This window comes from Streptomyces viridosporus T7A (genome assembly GCF_008704515.1).
In the GTDB taxonomy this organism is placed as follows: domain Bacteria; phylum Actinomycetota; class Actinomycetes; order Streptomycetales; family Streptomycetaceae; genus Streptomyces; species Streptomyces viridosporus.
This window is the reverse complement of sequence record NZ_CP023700.1, coordinates 1237736-1263189: the sequence shown is the minus strand read 5'-3', so window position 1 is coordinate 1263189 and position 25454 is coordinate 1237736. Positions and strand designations below refer to the sequence as shown.

Genomic DNA, 25454 nt, shown 5'->3' with positions numbered 1-25454 from the left:
GTGGGCCGTCACTCGACGCCGAGACCGGCGTCGTCGACCGCGCCCCTGCCGTCGGCCTCGAGGACCTTGTTGAGCGGCGCGAGGTCGTAGATGCCCTTCAGCCGGGGCTTCTCCAGCAGGCCGGCCTGCACCGCGTGCTCCGCCTGGGAGTCGAGGGTGGCGGCCAGCGGGTCGTCCAGGAAGGTGATGGACTCCCAGGCCGGGTCGATGACCTCGGCGGGCAGGGCCTTGCCCGCGAGCTTCTCCAGTGCCGCGTTGGCGGAGGCCTTCGCCTTCTGCGGGTTGGCGTTGATCCACTCGTTGGTCCTCACCGAGCCGCGCAGCACGGCCTCGACGACGTCCGGGTGCTCCTCGAGGAACTTCTGCGACACGATGATGTTCGTGATCACGAACTTCTTGTCGGGCCAGAGGTCCGCCTCGTCGAGCAGCACCTTCGCGCCCTCGGTGACCAGCTTGGACGCGGTCGGCTCCGGCACCCAGGCGCCGTCGATGGAACCGGACTTGTAGGCGTCCGGGGTGATCTTGTTGTCGGTGCGGACGACGGAGACGTCGCCCTTGCCGCTCTGCGCGTCGACCTTCCAGCCCTTCTCCGCGATCCAGTGGAGGAACGCGACGTCCTGGGTGTTGCCGAGCTGCGGCGTGGCGATCTTCTTGCCCTTGAGGTCGTCCGGGGACTTGATCCGGTCCGGGTTGACGACGAGCTTCACGCCGCCGGAGGCGGAACCGCTGATGATGCGCAGGTTCTTGCCGTTCGACTTGGTGTAGCCGTTGATGGAGGGGGAGGGGCCGATCCAGCCGATGTCGAGGGAGCCGGCGTTCAGCGCCTCGATCTCGGAGGGGCCGGCGTTGAAGGTGGACGCCTTGATCCTGGTGCCGCCGAGCTCCTTCTGGAGCAGGCCCTCCTGGACGCCCACCAGGGCGGTGGCGTGGGTGAGGTTGGGGAAGTAGCCGATCTTCACTTCGTCGGCGGAGAGCTTCTCGGCGTCCGCCGCGACCTCGGCCCGCTCGTCGTCGTCGGTGGACTCGGAACCGTAGCCGCAGGCGGTGAGCAGGAGGGGGAGTGCGGCTATGGCGGCGAGGATGCGCAGGGCGGCGAGTGGTCGTGCGGCAGACACGGTGGTGTCCTCTCGGGGAAGGGGTGATCAGGGAGGTGCGAGAACGCGAGGCGCACTGCTTCCCGGCACGCGCCGGCACTCCGCTCCTCGTCGTCGGCGGGCACGCCGTCGACGGTCGGGAGGGGGAAAGTGGGGGCGCGGTCGGCCGAGGGAGGTCCGGCCCGCCGGCGGGGGCGGGCGGTGCGAAGGCAGCGCTGGTTCGGGGAAGCCGGGTTCCGCGGCGTCAGAAGGGCTGACAGATGTCGCTGGACGTGCGGCCGAGATCGATGTGACGGCGCGAGGTCAGCAGGGGCAGTGACCGGGCTGCGCGATCGAGCGTTCCCATGGCCACCCCCCGTGAATCCCTAGTTTTCCTACCTGGTTGCTAGGGATCGTGGCAGAAGGAGGCGTCCACCCCAAGAGGGTGTTCGCATGGTGGACGACCTCGTATCGCCATACGAGACGAGCCGTGGGTGCCCCGTCCGTCAGGGGTTCGCCCAGGCGTCCGGGCCGTGGGCCAACGCGGAGACTTTGTCGGGCAGTTGGGCCGACGCGACGTCGGCGAGCGACACGCCCTCGAGGATCTCGCGCACATTGGACCGCAACGCGATCCACAGGGGCAGCAGCGACTCGGCGGGGCCGGTGTAGGACAGCTCCGGAGGGCGGACGCCGCGCACCGAGACCAGGGGGCCGTCCACGGTGCGGATGACGTCGGCGATGGTGATGGACTCGGCGGGCTTGGCCAGCCGGTAGCCGCCGTTGCCGCCGCGTCGGCTGTGCACGAGACCGCCCCGGCGCATGTCGTTCAGGATGCTTTCGAGGAATTTGTGCGGGATGTCCTGGGCGTCGGAGATGGCCTCGGCCTTCAGCGGCCCGTCCTGCCGTGACGCGGCGAGCTGCAGTGCAGCACGTACCGCGTAGTCCGCTCTGGCTGAGATCCGCATGCGCACATTATCCCGTACGGCTTCGGCCGGTGCCCGCCGCGGGCGGGCCGCCGGCCGCGGGGCGCCCGAGGTCAGACCGGCAGGACGAACGGAGGGTGCGCGCCGTTGAGGAAGTAGTCTCCGACGTCGCGGAGCCGGTGGGCGACGGGCTCGTACAGGGTGTGGGTGCGGGCATTGCGCCAGAAGCGGTCGAAGCCCAGGTGCGAGGACGCGGAGGGGGCGCCGACGATGTCGAGGGCGCGGTCGGCGGACTCCCGCACGGCCCTGGAGGCGGCGGCTTCGGCCATGGCCACGAGCGCGGAGATCTCTGCGTACTCGTCGTAGGTGAGCCCCTCGCCGCGCGCCAGTCCGCCGTGCACGGCCTCCCGGGCCTGATCGGTGAGCGCGGATGCGGCACGGGTGAGGACGGTGAGCTCCCCGTAGGCGGACAGCACCTGCGGGTCCCGGGGAGAGGCGGCCGGCCGGGCGGGGTGCCGGAACAGGTGGCCCGCCCTGCTGTACTCACGGGCTTCGGCGAGCACTCCCTCGGCCATGCCGAGGCGGAGATGGGCGGAGAGGAGGCGCCCGACCGGCGATGCCAGGGCGACCGGGGGCGACAGGACGTCCTCGTCCGCGGACAGGGAGCCGAGTACGGCGTCGGCGGCGACCGGTACGGCGTCGAACTCCACGCTTCCGCCGGCCGTGAGCCGCTGGCCGAAGGTGTCGGCGTCGCCGTCGATCCCCACGCCGTGCAGGGCGGGATCGACGAGGACGGCGAGGGGTTCGCCGGTGTCGGCCCGTACGGCCCGCACGGCCAGGCGGTCGGCGACCAGGACCCCGGTGGCGTAGCTCTGCCGGCCGTCGAGCACCTGGCCGGTGGCGGTCCCGGTCAGCGTCAGGGACGGTTCCCGGTGGGCGAGACCGCCGCCCCAGCACCACTGCTCTGCCGCGGACTGCCGCTCGACGCGAGCGGCGAGGGAGGGCTCGGCGAAGAGCCGGGCGCTCCAGGACAGGAAGTAGTGGCAGCCGAGCAGTTGGCCGATGGCGCCGTCGGCCGCGGCGATCTCCCGGACGACGGCGTAGGCCGTGGTCCAGTCCGCGCCGCCTCCCCCGAGGTCGGCCGGCACGAGGAGCGCCGGCAGGCCCGACTCGCGCAACCGGGACACCTCGTCGAACGGGGTCTTGCCCGCCTGCTCCCTGGCCACCGCGTCCGTGGCCAGGTCGTCCGCCGTCTCGCGGGCCACGCGCAGCCAGTGCGCGCGGCCGGGCCCGGTTCGGTCGGCAGCCCGGGCGGGGCCGGACGGCGCGGTGGCAACGCCCATGGTGGTGGTCTCCTCAGGATCGGTGGCAAGGTGCGGCCGTCGCCGATGTGGTCGTAGTCCCGGATGCCGGCCGTCAACGCTCACATGAAGGCGCCCGGTGGGGCTGGGGCGCGAGGCGGGACAGCAGCTCGAACTCCGTTTGGGAAAGGCCGAGTTCGCGTCCGTCCAGCTCTGCCGTGTACCACGCGGGACCGATGCGGACGGCGCCGCCTCCCGTCGGGCGGTCGGGCGGGAGGAGGAGCGGAACGGCATGCGCGCTGGGCGAGCCGCGTGCCCTACACGCGACGACAGGCGGCGCTGACGACGTGGCCGAAGTCGACATGCCGACGACGAACGAGTCGCTGCTGCGTGTGGGGCATGCGCATCATCCTGCGCACCGGCCGACAGGGCCGTCAACACTTCCCCAGTAAATCGATAGGAAAAGTAGGGAAGTTGACGCCGCAGGGGTTCGCCGGTCGCCCTCGACCGCCTGGCCCGCTCGGCCCGCCGGGGCCGGTCGGCAGTCGGCCGGGGGTGCTTCCGGCGGGCGGATCCTCCCATCATGTGAGACGCCGTGCGGGATGCGTGGGCGCCCCCTTGACGCGGGGGGAAGCCCGTCCGACACTCCAGAGCAAAGATCCCTAGTGGATTGGTAGGAAATGATGGAGCGTCCGGAACCGCCCGCCGACGGCGTCGTGCGCGCGGGCCGGCCGTCCCTTCTCCTGACCTCCCGCCGCCACATCGATCTCCTGCGCGTCTGCAGCGCGGCGAGCCCCCTGCGCTGAGCCGGCGGTGCCCGCCGGCACCGCATCCCCGCCGTGCACGGATACGCGCCGACGCCACCGCGCGCCCCTCACCCCCGTGCGCCGCCCGCCGCACCTCTGAGAACCAGAAGCCGGACCCGGACCCAGGGAGACACATGCCCGCCGCACCTCCGACCACCGTGCCGTCCCTCCCCTCCCCACCGCCGTTCCGGGGCAGGATCGGCTGCGACGCGAACAGCGGCCACTACCCGGTGCCGCGCCGCTACCGCCTCCACCTCTCGCCGTCCTGCCCGGACTGTCTGCGGATCGCCATCACCCACAGCCTGCTCGGTCTGGGGGAAACCCTCCCGGTGCTGCGGCTGGCCGCGGTCCCCGACGGGCCCGACGGCGGACACCGCGCCCTGCGCCCGTTGTACGAGGCCAGTGCGCACCGGTATCCCGGACCGGCCGCCGCACCGGTGCTGAGCGACACCTGGACGGGGCGGATCGTCAGCACGCACCCCCCGGACATCCTGAGCGACCTGGTCCGGCGCTTCGGCGGCGACGGACCCGGCCGGCCCGCGCTGCACCCGCAGGACAGGGCGGCGGAGATCGAGGCCGTCGAACGCCTCTGCGCGCACCGCATCGGTGAGGCCGCGCAGTACGCCGGGCGGGCCGACGCCGACGCCGCGGCGCGCCGCACCGCCCTCGGCTCCCTGCTCCGCGTCCTGGACTCGCTGGAGCGGCGGCTCGCGCACCAGGACTTCGTCCTGGGGGACGACATGACCGCCGCCGACGTGCGGATGTGGGTGACCCTCGTACAGCTCGACACCGTGCACCGGCTGCACCTGGACGCCGCCGCGGTCCACCGCATCGCCGACCACCCGCACCTGTGGGCCTACGCCCGGCGCCTGGCCGCGCATCCCGCCTTCGGCACCCACCTCGACCTGGACGGCATCGCCCGCAGGCACCACGCCCACTGCCAGGGGCTGGAGGCCGCGGGCGCGGCGGTGCAGATCATGGACTGGGCGGCGCACAGCGCGGGCGGGACCGCCGCCCGGCTCCACCGGGAGCGCCCGGACGGCTTCATGGAACCGCAACACGCCCTCCACCTCCGTCCCTCCGGCTCCGCCTAGCCTGCGACGACAGGGGTCTGCCGGACCGGAGCGCGGCAGGCCCCTCCCGACTCGTCCCGATCCCGTCCGGCTCCACCGCCGACGAGGTGCTGCGCCACACCATCGACAGGCCCCGCGTCGCCGTCTCCGCCGCCGTCGTCGCCGAGGACGACACGGCCGCCAGGCAACCGGCTGCCGGCTACGGCCCGTGGGCGCGCGGCATCCGCGAGGAACGGCGGCGTCGATGGGTCGGCACCTCCCGTCCGCGCCGCAGGGCGAACGTTCGAACGATCAGGGGCTGACATGGCAGGACCACCGGAACTGCACGCTCTGGCCGTCGGCCTGATCATCGCGGTGGTGACCGCGCCCGTGGGGGTCTCGGGCGCGGTGTTCCTGCTGCCCGTGCAGCTGAGCGTGTTCGGCGTGCCCAGTCCGGCGGTCACCCCCACCAACCTGTTGTTCAACGTGGTGGCCGGGCCCGGTGCTCTGCTGCGCCACCGCCGTGCGGGCCTGCTGAACAGCCCGCTGGCCCGCCGTCTGGTGATCGGCACTCTGCCCGGTGTGGTCATCGGCGCGGTGGTGCGGGTCTTCGCCGTCCCCGGGCCCGCCGTCTTCCGCCTTCTGGTCGCCGGACTGCTGATGCCGCTGGGCCTGTGGCTGATCGTCCGTACCTTCCGGCCCGCCCGCCCGGCCGCCCCGGCGGCGGAACCCTCCCGCCGTACCGTCACCGGCCTGGCCCTGGTCGTCGGAATCATCGGCGGGATCTACGGCATCGGCGGCGGCTCCCTCCTCGGCCCCGTCCTGGTCGGCCGGGGCATGCCGGTGAGCCGGGTCGCCCCCGCCGCCCTCGCCGCCACCTTCGCCACGTCCGTGGCCGGGGCCGCGGTCTTCGCCCTGCTGTCCCTGACCGGTTCCGGTGACGTCGCCCCCGACTGGCCCCTCGGACTGGCCTGCGGTGTGGGCGGGCTGATCGGCGGTTACCTCGGGGCACGCCTGCAACCCCGTCTGCCCGAGACCGCCCTGCGTCTGCTGCTGGGCGCCCTGGCCGCCGTCTTCGGGGCCCTCTACGCGGTTCAGTCCCCGCGCTGACGCGACGGGTGCCGAGCACGCGGACCGCGCCGACGGTCACCTCCCGGCTGTCACTCGCTTCCGGGCGGGACGAGCGGTTCGCCGGATGCGAGAAACAGCCGGGAAAGGGAGTATTTCCCAATGTGTCCGGTGAAGTACGCGCAGGGAGAGGTCCTGCGGTGAGTGCACCGGTCAGTGCCGCCGACACGCCTGCCGATCGGCCCTGTACCGGTCATCCTGCTCCGTCGTGTCCGGAGGCGACCGGTCGCCGGGAGACCGCTGCCGGCGCCGTGCGCGCCCGCGGGACCCTGCGCCGCCGGGCCGGACCGTCGCCCGCCCGGTGCCCCGTCGGCCGCGCGGGGCCATCCGGCGTCACCCGCGACAGCGGCCCGGCACGGTGACCGGGTGGCGCGGGTGACGACCGCCCGGGTCTCCCAGACCCGGGCGAGGAGACGGGATCTGGTGGCCCAGCTCTCCGGCCCGGTGCGTTCCTTCCTGGCCACCGAGGCGGGCAGCGCCGGCCTGCTCCTGGCCGCGGTCGTGGTCGCCCTGGTGTGGGCGAACTCCCCCTGGTCGGATTCATACACGTCGCTCTGGGCGACCGAGGCGTCCGTCTCGCTCGGCGGCGCCGATCTGTCGATGGACCTGGGGCACTGGGTCAGCGACGGCCTGATGGCCCTGTTCTTCTTCGTCGTCGGCCTGGAGGTCCGCTACCAGGCGTCTGCGGGCGAGCTGACCGGGCGCCGCAGTGTCGTGCTCCCGGCGCTGGCCGGGACCGGCGGCATGCTCGTCCCCGCGCTGCTGTACCTGGCGGTCGTGCCGGGAGGGGAGGCCCGCGGCGGATGGGGTGTGGTGATCGGCACCGACACGGCGTTCATGCTGGGGGCGCTCGCCGTGGTCGGCCCCCGGTTCGTCACCCAGCTGCGCGTCTTCCTGCTGGCCGTCACCGTCCTCGACGACATCGTGGCCGTCACCGTGATCGGCGTGGTCTACTCGGGAACGGTCCGCCCGGTGCCCCTGCTGGCCGCGCTCGTCCTCTGCGCGCTTCTGGCCGGGCTGAGCCGTCTGCGGGTCTGGCGCACGGCCCCGTACGTCCTGGTCGCTCTCGCGCTGTGGTGCGCCACCTTCGCATCCGGCCTCCACGCCTCCGTGGCGGGCATGATCGGCGGTCTCCTCATCCCCGCCCGGGCCCCCACGCGCGAGCTGGTGGAAAAGGCCGCCGGGCTCTTCCGTGCCTTCCGCCAGTCACCCCGCCCGGACGTGGGCCGGACGGCCCGCATGGGGCTGCAGCGCGCCGTCTCCGTCAACGAGCGGCTGCAGACGGTCCTCCACCCCTGGACCAGCTATGTCGTCGTCCCCGTGTTCGCCCTGGCCAGTGCCGGCATCGACCTGCGCGGCGGTGTCCTGGCCGAAGCCCTGTCCTCCGCGGTCACCTGGGCCGTGGTCATCGGTCTCGTCGTCGGAAAACTCCTGGGTATCGCCCTCGGCGCTTTCCTCGGCATCCGCCTGGGTCTTGGAAGGCTTCCCCAGGGAGTGGGACCGGGCCAGGTGCTGGGCGGTGCCGCCCTGTCCGGGATCGGCTTCACCGTGTCCCTGCTGATCGCCGGTCTCGCCTTCGAGGACCCGTCGCTCCGGACCCGGGCGACCGTCGGTGTCCTGCTGGCGGCCCTGCTCTCCGCGCTCCTGGGATGGGTGGTGTTCCACCTGGCCGCGGTGCTGCGCGGCGAGACGGAGGCCGACCTGCCGCGTTTCCTGGACCGCCCGGTCGACCCGGCCACGGACCACGTCACCGGCCCGCCGGACGCGCCGCTGACCCTGGTGGAGTACGGCGACTTCGAGTGTCCCTTCTGCGCCCGTGCCACCGGCGTCGCCCAGGAACTGCGGCAGCGCTTCGGTGACCGGCTCCGCTACGTCTTCCGGCACCTGCCCCTCCTCGACGTGCACCCCCACTCCGAGCTCGCCGCCCGGGCGGCCGTCGCCGCCGACGCCCAGGGACGCTTCTGGCAGATGCACGACCTGCTCTTCGCCCACCAGGACCAGCTCGAGTTCGAGGACATCGTGGGCTACGCCGCTCAGCTCGGGCTGGACGTCGAGAGGTTCCTCGAGGACCTCGACTCGGAGCGGACGGCGGCCCGGGTGCGGGCCGACGTGGCCAGCGCCGAGGCCAGCGGTGCCCGCGGCACCCCGACGTTCTTCCTCGGCAGCCGACGGCACACCGGGCCCTACGACGCGCAGACACTCGCCCGGGAACTCGAGACGTCCGCCGCCGACTCGCACCTGCCGTAGTCCCGCCCCGCCTCACCGGACGGCGTGGCATCGTGGCCGTATGGCGACGGGAGCGGATGTGGCCGTGTTCGTCGGGCTGCAGGCGTCCGGGAAGTCCACCTTCTACGGCCAGTGCCTGTCCGGCCGGTACGCGCTGGTCGGCAAGGACCTGTTCCCGCGGGGCGCCCGCAACAGGCAGCGGCGGCAGATGCGGCTGGTGCGGGAGCACCTGGCCGCCGGGCGGTCGGTGGCGGTGGACAACACCAACCCGTCACCGCACGAGTGGGCGCCGCTGGTGGAACTGGCCCACGCCCACGGCGCCACCGCGACGGCGTACTGGTTCCCCCCGGACGTGACCGGCTCACTGCGGCGCAACGCCGCCCGCGAGGGCCGCGACCGCGTCCCGGACGTCGGCGTCCTGGCCACGCTGAAGAAGCTCCGCAGGCCCTCGACGGAGGACGGGTTCGACGCGGTGCTCGAGGTGCGGTTCGACGGCCGCGGTGGCTTCGAGGTGCGCGCCGGGACACCGCGTGCATCCGGAGCGCCGGGCACCCCGCGCACCCTGCCGAGGAACGAGCCCGGCGGTTGCGGCACCGCCGGCGGTGGACGGTCGAGCCGCACCGGCCGCGGCGCCGGCGAAGCCGACCCCGACCGGCGGGACACGGAGAGGTGAGACGCCCGCGGCGGCCGGCCCACCGCCGCCCACCGGGCCGCACGACCGGACGAGCGGCAGCGGTACGGCGGGCGGACTGGTAGTCCGTCCGCCGTCCACGGGCACGCTGGGGCTTCTCTGCTTCACCCCGCTCCACCACGCCGCCACGGCCCATCCGGCCGTGCACTGGCTGCTGTACGCCCGCTTCCCGCTGTCCGGCTGCCTCCTCGCCCACGCCACCGCAGGCCCCGACCCGGCCGCCCCGACCCGGTCCGGGGCCGCGGGACCCGCGGCGCCCTCTGGTTTACGCCCGTCGCCGCGGGCTACGCGGGCGTCATGAAGCAGTTCGCGTATCCACGAGGAACCGCAGGCGGCCGGCACGGCCGCGAACCGTCGGAGGGGCCACGGCATGAGTGACGAGCGATCCGGGCGGAGGACGGAGCCGGTACCGCGGTCCCGCTCCGGCGCCCTGGGCAGCCGCTCCCCGAGGAGCGGCACGGAACCGCGGAACGCGCAGAGTCCGCTCGGCCTGCGCCTGCTGCTGTCCGGTGTCTTCCTGCCCGTCTTCTGCGTGGCGGCCGTGCTGTTCGGCCTGTGGGCCGCGAACTCCGGGCCCGGCGACAGCCCCGGCCAGGACGTCCTGACCGGGATCGCCGTCGGGTGCGGCGTACTGGCCCTGATCGCGGCGGTCGACGTGCTGGTCGTGGTCCGCAGGCGGCGACGGGAACGAGGCATCCGCGGGTGACCCCTCCCCTCCCGGGGAGCGGGTTCCCCCTCCCCGGGAGGGCGGACAGGGCGAACGCGCGGGTGAGGCGGCGGACACGACGCGGGGCGGGCCGTGCGCCATCGGCCGTACGAGGACGGTCGGTGGGCGCACGGCCCGCCCGAGGCGGCCAGGACAGGCCCTAGGTGCGGTCGCCCTTCGGCTTGCCGAACTGGTCCGGAGTACCGTGCGGCGGCGGGCTGAACGGCTGCGGCGAGGTGGCGGGCGACACCGGGGAACCGGTCCGGCTCGCGCCCTGCTCGGGACGCAGCGCGTCCGGATCGCCGGACGTCGGCTCGGCCCCCGCGCGCAGCTGCTCCAACCGGGCCGTCAGCAGTTCGGTCACCGGGAGCCGGTCGGCGTGCGAGCGCTCGTAGGACAGGAGGTTCTCGACCTCGTCCGCGGACAGCGAGCGGATCCGGCTCTCCAGACCGCCGATGGGCAGGTGGTCGTAGTCGGGCAGCGGCAGGGCGTTGCGGGCGGGATCTGTCATGGTTCTCACTTCCCTGTGGACGGCGTGGCGGGCACGGTGGCGGCCGGGGCCGCGCGGGCGGTCAGCGACCGCCCGGGCCGCCGCTGCCGAACCCTCCGCTGCTGCCCTCGTCCCAGCGGGGCCGCTGCTGCGGCGCGCCGGTGCGGGTGCCGGAGTTGCCGTGGTCGTTCAGCTCGTGCGGCGTCAGGCGTGTGTCGCTGCGGGGCACCTCGTCGGGTTCCCGGTGCTCCCGGACCTCGCGGACCGGCCCGCCCTCGGGCACCCGGGGCTGCTCCTCGGGGCGGGGCCTGCGGATCCCGCTGCGCGCGACCCGGCGGCTGCCGAGGGCGAACGCGCCGATCAGCAGGGCCACGACCACCACGGCCGCCACCACGAGCCCGATGCCCAGGGCGCCGCGACTCGCGGCGAGATCGGCCGACTGCATCCATGAGGTGTTCGTCATGGCTCGCGGGTACCCCGGGTCCGGTCGACGAACCAGCTCACCCGGACCGCGCCGCAGGGGCGCTCCGGCGCCGCGCGCGTCTTCGGCGGCGGGCCCGGGAAGCCGTGCGGAACCCTTGGGGGAGCCGGGTTTGAGCGCGGGAACCGCGGCTACCCGCGCGGTGTGACGACGACATCCCAGGAGGAGCTGTTCCGGTTCCTGGAGGACCGTTTTGCCTGTGCCCAGGCGTGCACCGAATGCGCGCGGGCCTGTGCGACGCGGGCGAGTCTCGTGGACCCGGACGGCACCGAGAACCAGGAACTCGTACGACGTAAGGGCATCATGTGCGCGGAGGTGTGCGACGCGACCTGCCGTGTGCTGTCCGAGCAGAACCAGGTGGACGAGGAGACCATCCGGGTCCAGGTCGAGTGGTGCCGACAGGTGTGCCTGGAGAGCGCGCACGTGTTCGACGGGCACCCCGGGGCGGAACGCACGGCGGAGGCCTGCCGGGCCTGCGCCCGGGCCTGCACGACGTTCCTCGCCACCCTGAACTGAGGAATCCGGGACGCACCGGGCCGCGCACCCCGTCCGGGCACGCCCGCCGGACCGGAGCCCGGTGCGGCACCGGGGTGCGCGCCGCCCGGCGCGGTACAAACTCGGGCGAGATGTCGCCATACTGGACGAGCCAGGGGGGCGCGCAGGACGGCGACGGGGGCGGGCGCAGGAGATGGGGGACACCAGCAGGCTCATCCAGGGCCGGTACCGGCTGCTCGACGCGATCGGGCGCGGCGGCATGGGCGAGGTGTGGCGGGCGCGGGACGAGTCACTGGGGCGGCAGGTCGCCGTGAAGTGCCTCAAGCCGCTCGGCCCGCACCACGACCGGTCGTCCGGCCGCGTGCTGCGCGAACGGTTCCGCCGCGAGGCCCGGGTGGCCGCGGCGCTGCAGCACCGCGGGATCACCGTCGTGCACGACTTCGGGGAGTCCGAGGGCGTGCTCTACCTGGTGATGGAACTGCTCCAGGGGCGCAACCTCAGCCGGCTCCTGGAGGACAACCGGCAGCACCCGCTGCCGGTCGACGAGGTCGTGGACATCGCCGAGCAGGTCGCCGCCGCCCTCGCCTACACCCACGACCAGGGCGTCGTGCACCGGGACCTGAAGCCCGCCAACATCGTGCGGCTGGACGACGGCACCGTGAAGATCTGCGACTTCGGCATCGCCCGCCTCGGCCACGACATCGGCTTCACCTCCCGGCTGACCGGCACCGGCGTCGCGATGGGCACCCCGCACTACATGTCGCCGGAGCAGATCAGCGGCTCGGAGGTCGACCGGCGCAGCGACCTGTACTCCTTCGGGTGCGTGCTGTACGAGATCGCCACCGGGGTACCGCCGTTCGACCTCGACGACGCCTGGGCGGTCCTCGTCGGCCACCGCGACACCCCGCCCCGGCCGCCGCGCGACCACCGCCCGGAACTGCCCGAGCGGCTGGAGCGCGTCATCCTGGACCTGCTGTCCAAGGAGCCCGACGGGCGCCCGGACGACGCCCGCGAACTGGCTCGACGCCTCGGGGAGCTACGGGCCGTGCCGCCGCCCGCCACGTTCGCGGTGGCGACCCGGCGGGAGGCCGCGGAGGCACGGAGCGCGGTCCGGCCCGCACCGGCGGGGCGGGCGGCGCGGCTGCCGTCCTGGACCCGCGGTATGACCACCGGGCACAAGGCGGTCGGCGACGGACTGCGCACCACGCCCCCGGACCCCGCGGCCGGCCTCTCCGGCGAGTGGACCGCCCGCCCCGCGGGCGGCCGTGCCGGGGGTCCCGTGCCGGACGAGCGGCCCGCCCCGTCACCGGAGGCGCCGGCCGCCCTGGCCGAACGGCACGACGCGGGCCTGGGCCTGGGACGACTGGGCCGCTGGGCGGAGGCGGGCGAGGTGCACCGCGGGGTCGCCGCCGAGCGCGAGCGCCTGCTCGGACCGGACCACCCCGACACGCTCGCCAGTCGCCACGAGGTCGCCCTCGGCCTCAGCCGCACCGGCCGTGCCGCCGAGGCGCTGCGCGTGTACAAGCGGGTGGCCGAGGCCCGCATCCGCGCACTGGGCGCCGACCACCCCGACACCCTCGCCACCCGCCAGGAGATGGCCTACGTCCTCGCCCGGTCCGGCCGTCCCTTCGACGCCCACCGGGTCTATCTGTCGGTGCTCGCCGCCCGCGAGCGCACCCTGGGGCCCGACCACCCCGACACCCTGCGCTGCCGGCACGACCTCGCCCTCAACCTCAGCCGGCTCGGGCGGCTGGAGGACGCCTGCGGCATGGCGTACGAGGTGGCCGCCGCCCGCGCCCGGGTGCTCGGGCCCGAGCACCCGGACACCCTCGTCACCCGTCACGACCTCGCCCACACCCTGGGCCGGCTGGGCCGCTGGGAGGAGGCCCTGGAGGCCTACCGCGAGGTGGCCGGGGCCCGCGCCCGGGCCCTCGGCCCCGATCACGCCGACACCCTCGCCGCCCGCCACGGGATCGGTGTCGCCCTGGGCCGGCTCGGCCGCGCCCCCCAGGCCCTCGAGCTCTACCGGGACCTGGTCGAGGACCGCACCCGCCTCCAGGGGAGCGGCCACCCCGAGACCCTGCGCGCCCGGCACGGCCTCGGCGTCAACCTGGGCCGGCTGGGCCGCTGGGAGGAGGCCCTCGCCGAGTCCCGCGACGTGTGCGCCCTGCGCGAGCGCGTCCTCGGCGCCGACCATCCGGACACCCTGGTCAGCCGGCGCGAGGTCGCCGTCGGCCTGGGCTGGCTGGGCCGCTGGACGGACGCGCTGACCGAGTACCGGCGGGTCGCCGAGACCCGCGAGCGCCTCCTCGGCGCGGACCACCCCGACACCCTCGCCGCCCGCGACGACGAGGCCCACTGCCTGGAACGGCTGGGCCGCGGCGCCGAGGCCGCCGGACTGCACCGCCGGGCGGCGGCCCTGCGCCGGCGGCGGGCGGCCGGGAGGGCGTGAACGCCCCGGCGGGACCCGTCCCCTGGCCGGTGCGGATCACCGCGTGCTACCAAGAACCATGACCGCACCCGAGCCGTCCCGGACGTACGACGCCGTCATCGTCGGCGGAGGCCACAACGGCCTCGTCGCCGCCGCCTACCTCGCCCGGGCCGGGCGCTCCGTACTGGTGCTGGAGCGGCTGGACCACACCGGCGGAGCAGCGGTGTCCACCCGGCCCTTCCCCGGCGTCGACGCCCGGTTGTCCCGCTACTCGTACCTGGTGAGCCTGCTGCCCCGGAAGATCGTCCGCGACCTCGGGCTCGACTTCCGGCTGCGCACCCGGACGATCTCCTCCTACACCCCGGCCGAGCGCGACGGACGGCCCACCGGTCTGCTCGTCGGCGGCGGCGAGCGGCGCACCCGCGAGGCGTTCGCCCGGCTCACCGGCTCCGACCGCGAGTACCGGGCCTGGCAGCGCTTCTACGACATGACCGGCCGCGTCGCCCGGCGCGTCTTCCCGACCCTCACCGAGCCGCTCCCCACCCGTGAGGAACTGCGCCGCACCGTCGGCGACGAGGAGGCCTGGCGGGCCCTGTTCGAGGAACCGATCGGCGTCGCCGTCGAGGAGCACTTCACCGACGACCTGGTGCGCGGCGTCGTCCTCACCGACGCCCTCATCGGCACCTTCGCCGACGCCCACGACCCCTCGCTCAAGCAGAACCGCTGCTTCCTCTACCACGTCATCGGCGGCGGCACCGGCGCCTGGGACGTGCCGGTCGGCGGCATGGGCGCCCTCACCGACGCGCTGGCCGACGCCGCGCGCGCCGCCGGCGCGGTCATCGCCACCGGCCACGAGGCGGTCCGCATCGCGACGGACGGCCGCACGGCCGAGGTCACCCACCGCACGGCCGACGGCGAGGGCGTCGCCGCCACGCGGCACGTCCTGGTCAACGCCTCCCCGCAGGAACTGGCGGCCCTCACCGGCGACACGCCCCCGCCGCCCGCCGAGGGCGCCCAGCTCAAGGTGAACATGCTGCTCGAGCGGCTGCCCAGACTGCGCGACACCTCCGTGGACCCGCGCGAGGCGTTCGCCGGGACCTTCCACATCGCGCAGGGGTACGGGCAACTGGGCGCCGCGTACGCCCAGGCCGCCTCCGGCGAGCTGCCCGCCGAACCGCCCTCCGAGATCTACTGCCACTCGCTCACCGACCCCACGATCCTCGGCCCGGACCTGGCCGCGCGGGGCTACCAGACGCTCACCCTGTTCGGTCTGCACGCCCCGGCGCGCCTGTTCGCGCGGGACAACGACGCCGTGCGCGAGGAACTGCTGAAGGCGACGCTGGCCCGGCTCGACGCCCATCTGGCCGAACCGCTCGCCGACTGCCTGGCGACCGACGCGCAGGGGCGCCCCTGCCTGGAGGCCAGGTCCCCGCTGGACCTGGAGCGCGACCTCGGGCTGCCCGGCGGCAACATCTTCCACCGCGAACTGTCCTGGCCGCACGCCCAGGAAGGCACCGGCCGCTGGGGCGTGGAGACCCGGCACGCCAATGTCCTGCTGTGCGGCGCGGGCGCGGTGCGCGGCGGCGGGGTGAGCGGGGTGCCGGGACACAACGCGGCGATGGCGGTGCTGGAGGCGGGGGAGGGGTGACGGGCCGGGGCCCGTCCGGAACGGGCCGGGCGTCCCGGACGGCGCTCCCTCAGTCGGCCGACCGGGTCCACCCCACCGCCCGGACGCGTCCCGCGTCCGCCGGCCGGGCCTCGTCGAAGAGCACGCCGCCCGCCGCCGTCTCCACCCGTACCGCGTCGACGTACGCGCCGCGTCCGACGTACAGCCGGTCCGTCGTGTACCGCCAGCGCAGCGTGAGGCCCGGTGCGGCGGGCAGGGCCGCGGTGAGCGCGTGCCAGACGCGGCCCGACCAGCCGGTGGCCGTGCCCGACGGATGCCGCTCCGGCTCCCCGCCGCGGCGCCGCGTGGTGAACGGCACCGCCTGCCAGGTCGTCCCGCCGTCCGGGCTCGCCTCCAGTACGAGGACGTCGGCGCGGGGCTCGGTGTCCCACCACAGGGCGCAGCGCAGCCGTGCGTCGCCGGACGCCGTGTCCAGCGCGGGCAGCGTGAGGGTCGCCGTCGTCGCACTCTCCATCCCGGAGAACCATGCCGTGCGTCCCCGCGCCGGCCGGACCGGGACCGCACGGGCGAGACGGTTCGCGGTGGCCACCCGGGGAGCGGAACCGGACCGCCAACGGCGCACCGGGTGCACCGAGTTGCCCAGCACGACGAGGAACGAGTCGGTCGTCGGGTCGAGCACCAGCGAGGTCCCGGTGAACCCGGTGTGCCCGGCCGTGCGCGGGGTGGCCATCGCCCCCATGTACCAGTGCTGGTGGAGCTCGAAGCCGAGCCCGTGCTCGTCCCCGGGGAAGGCGGTGTTGAAGTCGGTGAACATCAGCTCCACCGACTCGGGCTCCAGGACGCGCGTCCGGCCGTAGACGCCGCCGTTGAGCAGGGTCCGTCCGAGCACCGCCAGGTCCCAGGCGCAGGAGAACACGCCCGCGTGCCCCGCGACCCCGCCCAGGCTGTGGGCGTTCTCGTCGTGCACCTCGCCCCACACCAGCCCCCGGTCGAGACCGGACCACGGCTTGCGGGCGTCCTCCGTGGCGGCGATGCGCGGCCGCCAGGAGGCGGGCGGGTTGTAGCGGGTGCGGCGCATGCCGAGCGGGCCGGTGACCTCCTCGCGCAGGAGCACGTCCAGGGAGCGGCCGGTGACCTCCTCCAGGACCAGCTGGAGCGAGATCAGGTTCAGGTCCGAGTACAGGTACGCGCTGCCGGGCGGGCTGATCGGCGCCTCGTCGAGGACCCGCCGGACCTTCTCCTCGTACGTCGGCGCCTCGTACAGCGGGATCCAGGCGCGGAAGCCGGAGGTGTGCGTGAGGAGCTGACGGATCGTGACGTCCTGTTTGCCGGCGCGTCCGAAGTCCGGCAGGTACGAGGCGACGGGCGACTCCAGTTCCAGCGCGCCCCGTTCGATCTGCTGCACGGCGAGGATCGAGGTGAACAGCTTCGACACCGAGGCCAGGTCGAAGACGGTGTCCTCGGCCATCGGGATCTGCTGCTCCGCCGGGAACTCGACACCGGTGTCGCTCTCCTCGTCGTACGCGCGGTAGCGCACCGCCATGCCGAGGGGCTTGTGCAGCGCCACGGTGCCACCGCGTCCGGCGAGCAGGACGGCACCCGCGTACCAGGGGTGCTGGGGGGAGGGGCCGAGGAAGGCCTCGGCGTCGGCGACGAGTTGCCGCAGGTGCTCGGGGATCAGCCCGGCGCGCCGGGCCGATCCGTGCCGCAGGGTCGGACGGCCACCGCCCGGCGGGGTGGCCGAGGCCGGGCCGGCCGGGAGGGCGGCGAACGCGAGGGCGCCGCCCAGGGCCAGTGCCCGTCCGCCCAGCCGGCGGCGCGTGATTCCTCTCGCCCCTTCGTCCGTCATGAGGTTCCTCCCGTGTCGTCACCCTGCGCGGCTGAAAGAATCTTTCGGGGATCGCCTTGCGGGGTGGAACTTTCCTGTCAGGCGCGGCGCGTGTCAATGGGGCGGACAGTTCGCGGGCCGGTGTCTTGACCTTTCCCGGCCGGTGAACCGAGGATCATCTGTCATGACGCCCGGACACGGCAGTACGGTCGACGGAGTCCTGCGACGCAGCGCCCGGCGCACCCCGGCGCGCGTCGCCGTCGAGTACGGCGACCGCACCTGGACCTACGACGAACTCGACGCCGCCGTCTCCCGCGCGGCGAGCGTCCTCCTCGCCGAGGGGCTGTCCCCCGGCGACCGGGTCGGCGCCTACGGCCACAACTCCGACGCCTATCTGATCGGTTTCCTCGCCTGCGCCCGCGCGGGCCTGGTGCACGTACCGGTGAACCAGAACCTCACCGGTGACGATCTCGCCTACCTCCTCGAGCAGTCCGGCAGCGCCCTGGTGCTCACCGACCCCGGCCTCGCCGCCCGGCTGCCGGACGGCGCGCGGACGCTGCCGCTGCGCGACGCCGGCGACTCGCTGCTCGCGCGGCTGGCCGGGGCGCCCCCGTACGACGGCCCCGAGCCGCGCTCCGAGGACCTGGTGCAGCTGCTGTACACCTCCGGCACCACCGCGCTGCCCAAGGGCGCGATGATGACCCACCGGGCCCTGGTGCACGAGTACCTGAGTGCCATCACCGCGCTCGACCTCGCCGCGGGCGACCGCCCCGTGCACGCGCTCCCGCTGTACCACTCGGCGCAGATGCACGTCTTCCTGCTGCCCTACCTCGCGGTCGGCGCGACCAACGTCGTCCTCGACGCGCCCGACGGGGACCGGCTCTTCGACCTGATCGAGGCGGGCCGCGCGGACAGCCTGTTCGCGCCGCCCACCGTGTGGATCGGCCTGGCGAACCGCCCCGACTTCGGGACCCGGGACCTGAGCGGGCTGCGCAAGGCGTACTACGGGGCGTCGATCATGCCGGTTCCGGTGCTGGAGCGGCTGACGGAGCGACTGCCCTCGCTGGCCTTCTACAACTGCTTCGGGCAGAGCGAGATCGGCCCGCTGGCCACGGTCCTCGGCCCCGACGAGCACCGGGGGCGCATGGACTCCTGCGGGCGGCCCGTGCTGTTCGTGGACGCGCGCGTCGTCGACGAGGACGGCAAGGACGTGCCCGACGGGACCCCGGGCGAGATCGTGTACCGCTCACCGCAGCTGTGCGAGGGCTACTGGGACAAGCCGGAGGAGACCGCCGAGGCCTTCCGCGACGGCTGGTTCCACTCCGGTGACCTCGCGGTGCGGGACGCCGAGGGCTACTTCACGGTCGTCGACCGGGTGAAGGACGTCATCAACTCCGGTGGCGTCCTGGTCGCCTCGCGCCAGGTCGAGGACGCGCTCTACACCCACCCGGCCGTGGCCGAGGCCGCGGTGATCGGCCTGCCCGACGAACGCTGGGTCGAGGCCGTCACGGCGGTCGTCGTCCCGCGCGGCGAGGTCACCGAGGCGGAACTGATCGCCCACGCGCGCGAGCGGCTCTCCGGCTTCAAGGCGCCCAAGCGGGTGCTGTTCGCGGACGAACTGCCGCGCAACGCCAGCGGGAAGATCCTCAAGCGGGAACTGCGCGACCGCTTCGGGACCTGAGGGCACCCCCGGCCGGACCCGCGACCCGGCGCTCGTGGCGCTCGGGGTGCAGCGGTGCCCCGTAGCGCCGCGGAGGAGCCGGGCGGGCGGTCCGGCCGGGAAGAGGGAGGGCGGGGGAGAGGGCGAGGCGCCCCGCCCGCCGCCCGGGGAAAGGCCGCTACTCCCGCCGTTCGCGCAGGTCCACGATCCGCCGGATCTTTCCCACCGACCGCTCCAGCGTCTCCGGGTCGACGATCTCCACCTCGGCCGACACCCCGATGCCGTCCTTCACGGCCGCCCCGATGGACCGTGCGGCCGCCTCCCGCGCCGCGGCGTCCGCGCCGGGCCGGGCCTCCGCGCGCACGGTGAGGCGGTCCAGCCGGCCCTCCCGGGTGAGCCGGAGCTGGAAGTGCGGCGCGACGCCCGGCGTGCGCAGCACGATCTCCTCGATCTGCGTGGGGAAGAGGTTCACCCCGCGCAGGATCACCATGTCGTCGCTGCGGCCGGTGACCTTCTCCATCCGCCGGAACACCCGCGCGGTCCCCGGCAGCAGACGGGTCAGGTCCCGCGTCCGGTAGCGGACGATCGGCATCGCCTCCTTGGTCAGCGAGGTGAAGACCAGCTCGCCCCGCTCGCCCTCCGGGAGGACCTCGCCGGTGACCGGGTCGACGACCTCCGGGAAGAAGTGGTCCTCCCAGATGTGCAGGCCGTCCTTGGTCTCCACGCACTCCTGCGCGACGCCCGGCCCGATCACCTCCGACAGCCCGTAGATGTCGACCGCGTCGATCGCGAACCGCTCCTCGATCTCCTGCCGCATCCGCTCCGTCCACGGCTCCGCGCCGAAGATCCCCACGCGCAGGGAGGTCCCGCGCGGATCGACGCCCTGCCGCTCGAACTCGTCGAGCAGCGTGAGCATGTAGGACGGGGTGACCATGATGACCGTGGGCTCCAGGTCCTGGATCAGCCGCACCTGGCGGGACGTCATCCCGCCGGAGGCGGGGATCACCGTGCAGCCCAGCCGCTCGGCGCCGTAGTGGGCGCCCAGGCCGCCGGTGAACAGTCCGTAGCCGTAGGCCACGTGGACCGTGTCGCCGGGACGGCCGCTCGCGGCGCGGATCGAACGGGCCACCATGTCCGCCCACAGGGACAGGTCGCCCTCGGTGTAGCCGACGACCGTGGGGCGTCCGGTGGTGCCGCTGGAGGCGTGGAGGCGGCGGATGCGGTCGCGCGGCACGGCGCACATGCCGTAGGGGTAGTGCTCCCGCAGGTCCGCCTTGGTGGTGAACGGGAACCGGGCCAGGTCGGAGAGCGAGCGGCAGTCGTCCGGGTGGACGCCCGCCTTGTCGAACGACGCGCGGTAGAACGGCACGTTGTCGTACGCGTGCCGCAGCGAGGCCCGCAGCCGCTCGAGCTGGAGCGCCCGCAGCCCTTCCGCGTCGAGCCGTTCCGCCGGGTCCAGCAGGTCCGCCGCCTCCGTCATCGGCACCTTCCCCTCACCTGTCGCGCCTGTCGTCCCTGGCGCGCCGATCCGGTCGACCGATCATTCGGTCGATCCTCCGGGATCAGTAATCCAGGCCATCCGGCCCAGGGCAAGACCTGGGCCTGCACATTTTCCGCGTCGGCGGCGGGCGAGGCGTTCCCGGCGGCCGGGTGCGCGGTGCGACCGGGCGCCGGGCACCGCCCGTGGCCGGACGTCCCCGAGCGGTTCACGGGGCCCGTCAGGGACCTCCTCTCCGGGCGGCGGTGACGCGACGGCGGTCCCGTCCGCCGTCCCGTCCCGCCCGTGTCCCCGTCACGGCCGCTCCCGGGACGCCGGCGCCCCGGCGGCCGGCGCCCCCTGCGGTCCGAACGCCGTCATGAAGCGGTCGCGGAAGGCGTCCATGCCCCAGCGCGGGGCGTCGGGCGCGGGCTTGAGCCCGTCGGTCCAGCCCCACTCCTCCACCCGCTCCAGCACCTTCTCGTCCCGGGCGACGATCGTGACCGGCACGTCCTTGCCGGTGTCCCCCGCGGTGACGGTGGGGACCGGCTGGTGATCGCCGAGGAAGACCAGGACCGTGTCCTCGTCGCCGTACCGCTCGACCCACTCGGTCAGGCTCCGCAGCGAGTACTCGATGGCCCGCCGGTACTCGGTGCGCACCTTCTCCGGGTCCTTCCAGACCTCCTTCGGGTCCGTGCCCTCCTTCTTGATCTCGTGGAACACCGAGCCGTCGCCGAGGTCGTCCCAGTCGATCATGCGGGCGACGGGGGACCAGGGGTTGTGGCTCGAGGCGAGGATGATCTCCGCCATGATCGGCCGGCGGTCCTTCCTGCCGTGCTCCAGGCGCTCGAAGGCCTCCAGGCTGAACTGGTCGGGCACGGGGGTCCAGCTGAAGTACGGACCGTGGTAGCCGAGGTGCTCGGAGTCGTAGATGTGGTCCAGCCCGAAGAACTTCCCCTCCGGCCAGGCCCGGCGCACCCCGGGCACGATGCCGACGGTGCGCCAGTCACCGGCCTTGCGGAAGTAGCTGGTGAGGGTCATGCGGTCGCTGGTGGTCAGACTGCGGTAGCGCTGCTGGTTCTCGATCCACAGGCCGGACAGGAAGGTCGAGTGGGCGAGCCAGCTGCCGGCGCCCGTCACCGGCGAGGTGAGCCAGCCGCTGCGCGAGGCGAAGCCGGCGGACCGCAGCCGGTCGGTGCCCTCCGTGAGGACCGCGTCGATCGGTTCCGCCATCGCCGGGTCGTCGATCGCCACCCGGCCGTAGCTCTCGATGAAGGTGAACAGGACGTCCTTGCCGCGCAGCCCGGTGAACAGCTGGTCGGGCGGTGTCCTCGCGAAGGCGTCGACGGCGGCCTGCTCCTCGAAGACCCGCGCGTCGCGCAGGCCCGCGCGCACCTGCTCCACGCGGTTGCCCAGCATCTCCGCGGTGCCCCTGGTGGCCACCGGGACGCCGGTGATCCGCACGCCCAGGGTGACGCAGGTGATCCACACGACGCCCAGGGCCAGCAGGGTCCGGGCGGCGGCGGGGCGGTGACGGGCCATCAGGCCGGTCAGCCGCACCGTCGCCAGCGTCATGAGCACGAGCAGGGAGACGAACAGGACGATCACCCCGGCCACGGCGAGCACCTGCCCGCCCCGGCCGAACGACTCCCGGACGAAATCCGCCGCGTCGTCGAGCAGGATCCAGTCGAGCACCAGGTCGAAGGGCCGGGCCAGCGTCTGGTAGAAGCCCATGTCCACGAGTTTCAGGACGGTGAGCAGGCCGAGCAGGACGCCCGAGACCACCGCCGCGATCCGCCGCGGCCTCGGCGGCAGCGCGAGCAGCAGGGCCGCGAGCAGGATCCCCTCGGCGGGCAGGCGGAGGAACGCGTCGAACGCGAGCCGTTCCACGCGGTTCGGCACGAGGAGCGCGAACAGCACCAGCGCTCCGGCGAGGAGGGTCGTCCCGACGGTGACGCCGCGCGCCGTGCGGGGCCACCGCTGTCGCAGGCCCGGCCGCCCCGGGCGCGCGGCGGCCGGCGCGGCCTCGGAGGACGGTGGGGCTTCGGGGGAGGGCGTGCCGTCGGAGGGCGAGGGGGCTTCGGAGGGCGGCGCGGCGCCGGGGGGCGGCTCGGCCTCGGAAGGGGGCGCGGCCTCGGGCACCTCCTCGGGCGCGGGCGCGGCACCGTCCTCCTCCGCGCCGCCCCCGGTGGTGTCCGACGGTTGACGGGAGCGAGTGAAGAGCGACACCCGGGGGGTCCTTCCGTGCGGTCCTGCGATGGCATGGCAAACCGGGCCCGGCGAGCGGGCCTGCCCTCACCAGTACGTCCGTGCGGTCCCGCGGGTTCAACGGACACCGCCGCGGAAAGGTACTTCCCGCGTGGCCTGTCGGGGGCCGGGACCGATCGCTAGGCTGACCGCGGACGACGGAATCGGGAGGAGCACGGACGTGGCCGAGAGCACCACCCAGCAGCGCCCGCTCATGGGCTGGGACAAGCCGGACCTGGACCTCAGCAACGCGCAGTGGCAGTCCAGCAGCCGCGGACTGGGCGATGTCCAGATCGCCTTCGTGGAGGGTTTCATCGCCATGCGCAACAGCGGCCGCCCGGAGAGCCCTTCCCTGATCTTCACCCCCGCCGAGTGGGGCGCGTTCGTGTCGGGAGCCCGGGAGGGGGAGTTCGACCTGACGTGACCCGGGCCCGCGGGAGCCCCGGCCGCCGGACCGCCGTCGCCGAGGGACGTGTTCTCCGCGTTTTTCCGGACACGCGATCAGAAGCGCCTCCCCCGGTCCCCGCCTGAGCCAGGCTGGTCCGGGAAGGCGGAGGTCGTACACCGGAGGCGAGGAAACGATGAGCACCCAGCCGGTCGTCGCGGCGGTCGACGGTTCGGACGACAGTCTGCGCGCCCTGGAGTGGGCCCTCGACGCCGCCCGTCGGCGCGGGACCCCGCTGCGGGCCGTGCACGTGCGTCAGTACACCCCCTGGGCGCAGCCCGAGGTTCTGGCCGCCGGCCCGCCCGACCCGGACGACGACCCGGTCCTCGACCAGGTCCGCGCCCACCTGGAGGGACACACCGGCCCCCCGGCCGTCGAGTACGTCACCCTGGTGGGGGCGCCCGGCGCCGTGCTGCCCGAACTGGGGGCCACGGCCCGGCTGCTGGTGCTCGGCTCCCGGGGCCGCGGCGGCTTCGCCAGCCTGCTGCTCGGCTCGAACTCCCTGGCCGCGGCCCGCGACGCCGAATGCCCCGTCGTCGTGGTGCCCCGGCCCGGACGCGGGGCCGACGGCGAGCCGCCGGCCGGTCCGGACCGCCTCGTGGTGGCCGGCCTGAACGCCGACAGCCCCGACGAGGCCACGCTCGCCTTCGCCTTCGCCGAGGCCGCCCTGCGCGGCGCCCGGCTCCGGATCGTCGCCGCCTACCCCTGGCCCCTGCAGACCTGGATGCTGCCCGGGGAGATGCCCCCGCCGGAGATCGACCAGGACGCCGTCGAGCACGAGACGCGCGTCCTCGCCGACGGCTTCCTCGCCCCGCACCGCGAACGGCACCCCGAGGTCACCGCCGAGACGCAGGTGCTGCCCGGCGACGCGGCCGGTCACCTGGTCGCGGCCTCCCGGGAAGCGGAGCTGGTCGTCGTGGGCCGGCACCGGCGCCGCCTGCTGGCACCGGCCCGCATGATGGGCTCCGTCACCCAGGCCGTCCTGCTGCACGCGGAGAGCCCGGTCGCGGTGATCCCGCCGGCCCCGCCGGAGGAGGCGTAGGCCCCGCGCCGGACACCCCGGAACCCGCTCTCCGGACGGGCACCGCAACGTCCGCGACCGTCCTCACGGCTCCCGGCGTGCCTATCATCGGCCCATGCGGGATTCGATCAGCAGGGACACCGGGCTCACCCTGGACCTCGCCCTGACCGTCCGGCACGACGGCGACGGCGGGACCGCCGACGACCTGGCCGACCCCGCCGGACTCACCGCCTGGGTGCGCGCCCACCCGGACGCCCTGCCCGGCGCGGACCGCTTCACCGCCGACGCCGAGGACCTCACCGCCGTCCGCGAGCTGCGCGCCGCCGTCCGCGCCCTCTTCGCCCGCGCCGTGCGCCCGGACGCGCCGAGCCCCGCGGACGCGGCCCGGCTGCTGCCCGTGCCCGAGGCCCTGCGGCGCCTGAACGACGCGGCCGCCCGCACCCCCACCGTGCCGGTCCTGCGGTGGGCCGAGGGGGCCGGGCCCGTCGCGCGGCGGCGTCCCGTCCGGGGCGAGGACGACCTGACCGCCGTCCTGGCGCAGGCCGCGATCGGCTTCCTCGCGGGCCCCGACCGGCAGCGGCTGCGCGCCTGCCACGCGCCGCGCTGCGTGCGGTACTTCCTGAAGGAGCACCCGCGTCAGGAGTGGTGCAAGCCGTCCTGCGGCAACCGGGCCCGGGTGGCCCGCCACCACGAGCGGCACCGGCGGACCGCGTAGCGGCGGACGCCGCCCGGCCGCCCGTCGGCCCGACCGATCGCCCGCCCGTCCGGCTGACCGTCCGGGGGCCCGGGCACGTACCATGGCGGCATGTCGTTCCTCCGCCGCCGCAGTGCCACTCCCGCCGGGCCCGACTTCGACGTACTGGCCATGGACCCGGGCGACTGGCCCGGCAATCTGGGTGCCGGGCTGCTGCCCGCCCCCGACGGCAGCTGCCAGGGTGTCTTCCTGCGCTACGACCTGTTCGGCGGCCGCGGCCCCGCGATGATCATCGGCAACCTGCCGGAGGGCTCCCCGGCCCGGGACGTCCCCGAGGGCGAGGTCCCCTTCGAGGTCGGGCAGCTGCTGCTGGCGCTGGAGAACGACGAGGAGGTCACCGTCGTCGGCACCGAGGACGTGCCGGTGATGCAGGGCGACAACCTGCTGATCGTGCGCCGCGTCAAGCTCTCCGAGGGCCGGATCTCCTGCGTGCAGTTCGACCGCAGCGACAACGTGCTGGTCACCATCGCCGCCTGGGACCGCCCGATCACCGACGACCTGTACGCCCTCCTCAAGCCGCTGCCCGCGGAACTGTTCCAGCAGGGCTGACCCCGACCGCGCGCGAGGGACCGGACCCGGCCCCTCGCGCGGC

At 74.5% G+C, this 25454-nt stretch carries 23 protein-coding genes; 15 read left to right on the top strand and 8 right to left on the bottom strand.

Annotated features, from left to right (window positions below; all coding sequences use genetic code 11):
• Window positions 1-8: 8 nt before the first annotated feature.
• The 3 genes from CP969_RS05960 to CP969_RS05950 form a co-directional block, all read right to left on the bottom strand.
• Window positions 9-1115 carry an ABC transporter substrate-binding protein gene (locus CP969_RS05960; RefSeq protein WP_004991743.1) on the bottom strand — a complete coding sequence of 369 codons (1107 nt, stop codon included), beginning with the start codon at window positions 1113-1115 and terminating at the stop codon, window positions 9-11.
• A gap of 464 nt (window positions 1116-1579) precedes the next feature.
• Window positions 1580-2038, bottom strand: coding sequence for an RrF2 family transcriptional regulator (locus CP969_RS05955; RefSeq protein ID WP_016827493.1), 459 nt, complete (start codon window positions 2036-2038; stop codon window positions 1580-1582).
• A gap of 71 nt (window positions 2039-2109) precedes the next feature.
• Window positions 2110-3339, bottom strand: a complete 1230-nt coding sequence (locus CP969_RS05950) for an acyl-CoA dehydrogenase family protein (RefSeq protein WP_016827494.1) — start codon at window positions 3337-3339, stop codon at window positions 2110-2112.
• 638 nt (window positions 3340-3977) lie between these two features.
• Here CP969_RS05950 and CP969_RS34215 point away from each other — a divergent pair.
• From CP969_RS34215 to CP969_RS05915, 7 genes are all read left to right on the top strand, one after another.
• Window positions 3978-4103 (top strand): hypothetical protein, encoded by a 126-nt coding sequence (locus CP969_RS34215; protein WP_016827495.1) that lies wholly within the window; start codon window positions 3978-3980, stop codon window positions 4101-4103.
• 134 nt (window positions 4104-4237) lie between these two features.
• Complete coding sequence (locus CP969_RS05945; protein ID WP_016827496.1) at window positions 4238-5197, top strand: glutathione S-transferase C-terminal domain-containing protein; 960 nt, start codon at window positions 4238-4240, stop codon at window positions 5195-5197.
• 86 nt (window positions 5198-5283) lie between these two features.
• A complete protein-coding gene (locus CP969_RS05940; protein ID WP_016827497.1) occupies window positions 5284-5478 on the top strand; it encodes a hypothetical protein in 195 nt (64 codons plus the stop codon).
• A 1-nt stretch (window position 5479) separates the two neighbouring features.
• The gene (locus tag CP969_RS05935; RefSeq protein WP_016827498.1) at window positions 5480-6265 is read left to right on the top strand and encodes a sulfite exporter TauE/SafE family protein; all 786 of its coding nucleotides are present in this window, start codon (window positions 5480-5482) and stop codon (window positions 6263-6265) included.
• A 441-nt stretch (window positions 6266-6706) separates the two neighbouring features.
• A complete protein-coding gene (gene nhaA / locus CP969_RS05930) occupies window positions 6707-8530 on the top strand; it encodes a Na+/H+ antiporter NhaA (RefSeq protein WP_016827499.1) in 1824 nt (607 codons plus the stop codon).
• Between the two features lie 40 nt (window positions 8531-8570).
• Window positions 8571-9182 carry an AAA family ATPase gene (locus CP969_RS05925; RefSeq protein WP_223887059.1) on the top strand — a complete coding sequence of 204 codons (612 nt, stop codon included), beginning with the start codon at window positions 8571-8573 and terminating at the stop codon, window positions 9180-9182.
• A gap of 388 nt (window positions 9183-9570) precedes the next feature.
• Window positions 9571-9906, top strand: coding sequence for a DUF6343 family protein (locus CP969_RS05915; RefSeq protein WP_004991773.1), 336 nt, complete (start codon window positions 9571-9573; stop codon window positions 9904-9906).
• A 160-nt stretch (window positions 9907-10066) separates the two neighbouring features.
• Here CP969_RS05915 and CP969_RS05910 read toward each other — a convergent pair whose 3' ends face one another.
• Window positions 10067-10417: a DUF8129 domain-containing protein gene (locus CP969_RS05910; RefSeq protein ID WP_004991780.1), complete on the bottom strand. Its 351-nt coding sequence runs from the start codon at window positions 10415-10417 to the stop codon at window positions 10067-10069.
• 61 nt (window positions 10418-10478) lie between these two features.
• Window positions 10479-10859, bottom strand: a complete 381-nt coding sequence (locus CP969_RS05905; RefSeq protein WP_026085385.1) for a DUF6479 family protein — start codon at window positions 10857-10859, stop codon at window positions 10479-10481.
• 162 nt (window positions 10860-11021) lie between these two features.
• Here CP969_RS05905 and CP969_RS05900 point away from each other — a divergent pair, with 162 nt between their 5' ends.
• The 3 genes from CP969_RS05900 to CP969_RS05890 all read left to right on the top strand — a co-directional run bounded on the left by CP969_RS05900 (window position 11022) and on the right by CP969_RS05890 (window position 15451).
• The gene (locus CP969_RS05900) at window positions 11022-11393 is read left to right on the top strand and encodes a four-helix bundle copper-binding protein (RefSeq protein WP_004991785.1); all 372 of its coding nucleotides are present in this window, start codon (window positions 11022-11024) and stop codon (window positions 11391-11393) included.
• Between the two features lie 172 nt (window positions 11394-11565).
• On the top strand, window positions 11566-13824 hold the full coding sequence (locus tag CP969_RS05895; protein WP_150474899.1) for a serine/threonine-protein kinase: 2259 nt from the start codon (window positions 11566-11568) through the stop codon (window positions 13822-13824).
• 58 nt (window positions 13825-13882) lie between these two features.
• Window positions 13883-15451, top strand: coding sequence for a phytoene desaturase family protein (locus tag CP969_RS05890; protein WP_016827504.1), 1569 nt, complete (start codon window positions 13883-13885; stop codon window positions 15449-15451).
• A 49-nt stretch (window positions 15452-15500) separates the two neighbouring features.
• Here the strand turns inward: CP969_RS05890 and CP969_RS05885 are convergent, their stop codons facing one another.
• Window positions 15501-17279, bottom strand: a complete 1779-nt coding sequence (locus tag CP969_RS05885) for a serine hydrolase domain-containing protein (protein WP_016827505.1) — start codon at window positions 17277-17279, stop codon at window positions 15501-15503.
• Between the two features lie 163 nt (window positions 17280-17442).
• Here CP969_RS05885 and CP969_RS05880 point away from each other — a divergent pair, with 163 nt between their 5' ends.
• Window positions 17443-18939 (top strand): acyl-CoA synthetase, encoded by a 1497-nt coding sequence (locus CP969_RS05880; protein ID WP_016827506.1) that lies wholly within the window; start codon window positions 17443-17445, stop codon window positions 18937-18939.
• 157 nt (window positions 18940-19096) lie between these two features.
• Here CP969_RS05880 and paaK read toward each other — a convergent pair whose 3' ends face one another.
• Window positions 19097-20398, bottom strand: coding sequence for a phenylacetate--CoA ligase PaaK (gene paaK, locus CP969_RS05875; RefSeq protein ID WP_016827507.1), 1302 nt, complete (start codon window positions 20396-20398; stop codon window positions 19097-19099).
• 312 nt (window positions 20399-20710) lie between these two features.
• Window positions 20711-22624, bottom strand: a complete 1914-nt coding sequence (locus CP969_RS05865) for an alkaline phosphatase family protein (protein ID WP_016827508.1) — start codon at window positions 22622-22624, stop codon at window positions 20711-20713.
• A 199-nt stretch (window positions 22625-22823) separates the two neighbouring features.
• Between CP969_RS05865 and CP969_RS05860 the strand changes: the two genes are divergently transcribed.
• The 4 genes from CP969_RS05860 (at window position 22824) to CP969_RS05845 (ending at window position 25411) form a co-directional block, all read left to right on the top strand.
• Window positions 22824-23066, top strand: coding sequence for a DUF397 domain-containing protein (locus CP969_RS05860; protein WP_004991796.1), 243 nt, complete (start codon window positions 22824-22826; stop codon window positions 23064-23066).
• A gap of 157 nt (window positions 23067-23223) precedes the next feature.
• Window positions 23224-24129 carry a universal stress protein gene (locus CP969_RS05855; protein WP_004991798.1) on the top strand — a complete coding sequence of 302 codons (906 nt, stop codon included), beginning with the start codon at window positions 23224-23226 and terminating at the stop codon, window positions 24127-24129.
• Between the two features lie 94 nt (window positions 24130-24223).
• Window positions 24224-24823 (top strand): CGNR zinc finger domain-containing protein, encoded by a 600-nt coding sequence (locus CP969_RS05850; protein ID WP_150474898.1) that lies wholly within the window; start codon window positions 24224-24226, stop codon window positions 24821-24823.
• A 90-nt stretch (window positions 24824-24913) separates the two neighbouring features.
• The gene (locus tag CP969_RS05845) at window positions 24914-25411 is read left to right on the top strand and encodes a hypothetical protein (RefSeq protein WP_004991805.1); all 498 of its coding nucleotides are present in this window, start codon (window positions 24914-24916) and stop codon (window positions 25409-25411) included.
• Window positions 25412-25454 lie beyond the last annotated feature (43 nt).

Bases quoted from the DNA above. Each gene is read 5' to 3' on its own strand.
- CP969_RS05915 (WP_004991773.1), top strand. From the start codon at position 9,571: ATGAGTGACGAGCGATCCGGGCGGAGGACGGAGCCGGTACCGCGGTCC.
- CP969_RS05935 (WP_016827498.1), top strand. From the start codon at position 5,480: ATGGCAGGACCACCGGAACTGCACGCTCTGGCCGTCGGCCTGATCATC.
- CP969_RS05845 (WP_004991805.1), top strand. From the start codon at position 24,914: ATGTCGTTCCTCCGCCGCCGCAGTGCCACTCCCGCCGGGCCCGACTTC.
- CP969_RS05850 (WP_150474898.1), top strand. From the start codon at position 24,224: ATGCGGGATTCGATCAGCAGGGACACCGGGCTCACCCTGGACCTCGCC.
- CP969_RS05945 (WP_016827496.1), top strand. From the start codon at position 4,238: ATGCCCGCCGCACCTCCGACCACCGTGCCGTCCCTCCCCTCCCCACCG.
- CP969_RS34215 (WP_016827495.1), top strand. From the start codon at position 3,978: ATGATGGAGCGTCCGGAACCGCCCGCCGACGGCGTCGTGCGCGCGGGC.
- CP969_RS05895 (WP_150474899.1), top strand. From the start codon at position 11,566: ATGGGGGACACCAGCAGGCTCATCCAGGGCCGGTACCGGCTGCTCGAC.
- CP969_RS05925 (WP_223887059.1), top strand. From the start codon at position 8,571: ATGGCGACGGGAGCGGATGTGGCCGTGTTCGTCGGGCTGCAGGCGTCC.
- CP969_RS05910 (WP_004991780.1), bottom strand. From the start codon at position 10,417: ATGACAGATCCCGCCCGCAACGCCCTGCCGCTGCCCGACTACGACCAC.
- CP969_RS05890 (WP_016827504.1), top strand. From the start codon at position 13,883: ATGACCGCACCCGAGCCGTCCCGGACGTACGACGCCGTCATCGTCGGC.
- CP969_RS05905 (WP_026085385.1), bottom strand. From the start codon at position 10,859: ATGACGAACACCTCATGGATGCAGTCGGCCGATCTCGCCGCGAGTCGC.
- CP969_RS05885 (WP_016827505.1), bottom strand. From the start codon at position 17,279: ATGACGGACGAAGGGGCGAGAGGAATCACGCGCCGCCGGCTGGGCGGA.
- CP969_RS05855 (WP_004991798.1), top strand. From the start codon at position 23,224: ATGAGCACCCAGCCGGTCGTCGCGGCGGTCGACGGTTCGGACGACAGT.
- CP969_RS05880 (WP_016827506.1), top strand. From the start codon at position 17,443: ATGACGCCCGGACACGGCAGTACGGTCGACGGAGTCCTGCGACGCAGC.
- CP969_RS05955 (WP_016827493.1), bottom strand. From the start codon at position 2,038: ATGCGGATCTCAGCCAGAGCGGACTACGCGGTACGTGCTGCACTGCAG.
- paaK (WP_016827507.1), bottom strand. From the start codon at position 20,398: ATGACGGAGGCGGCGGACCTGCTGGACCCGGCGGAACGGCTCGACGCG.
- CP969_RS05950 (WP_016827494.1), bottom strand. From the start codon at position 3,339: ATGGGCGTTGCCACCGCGCCGTCCGGCCCCGCCCGGGCTGCCGACCGA.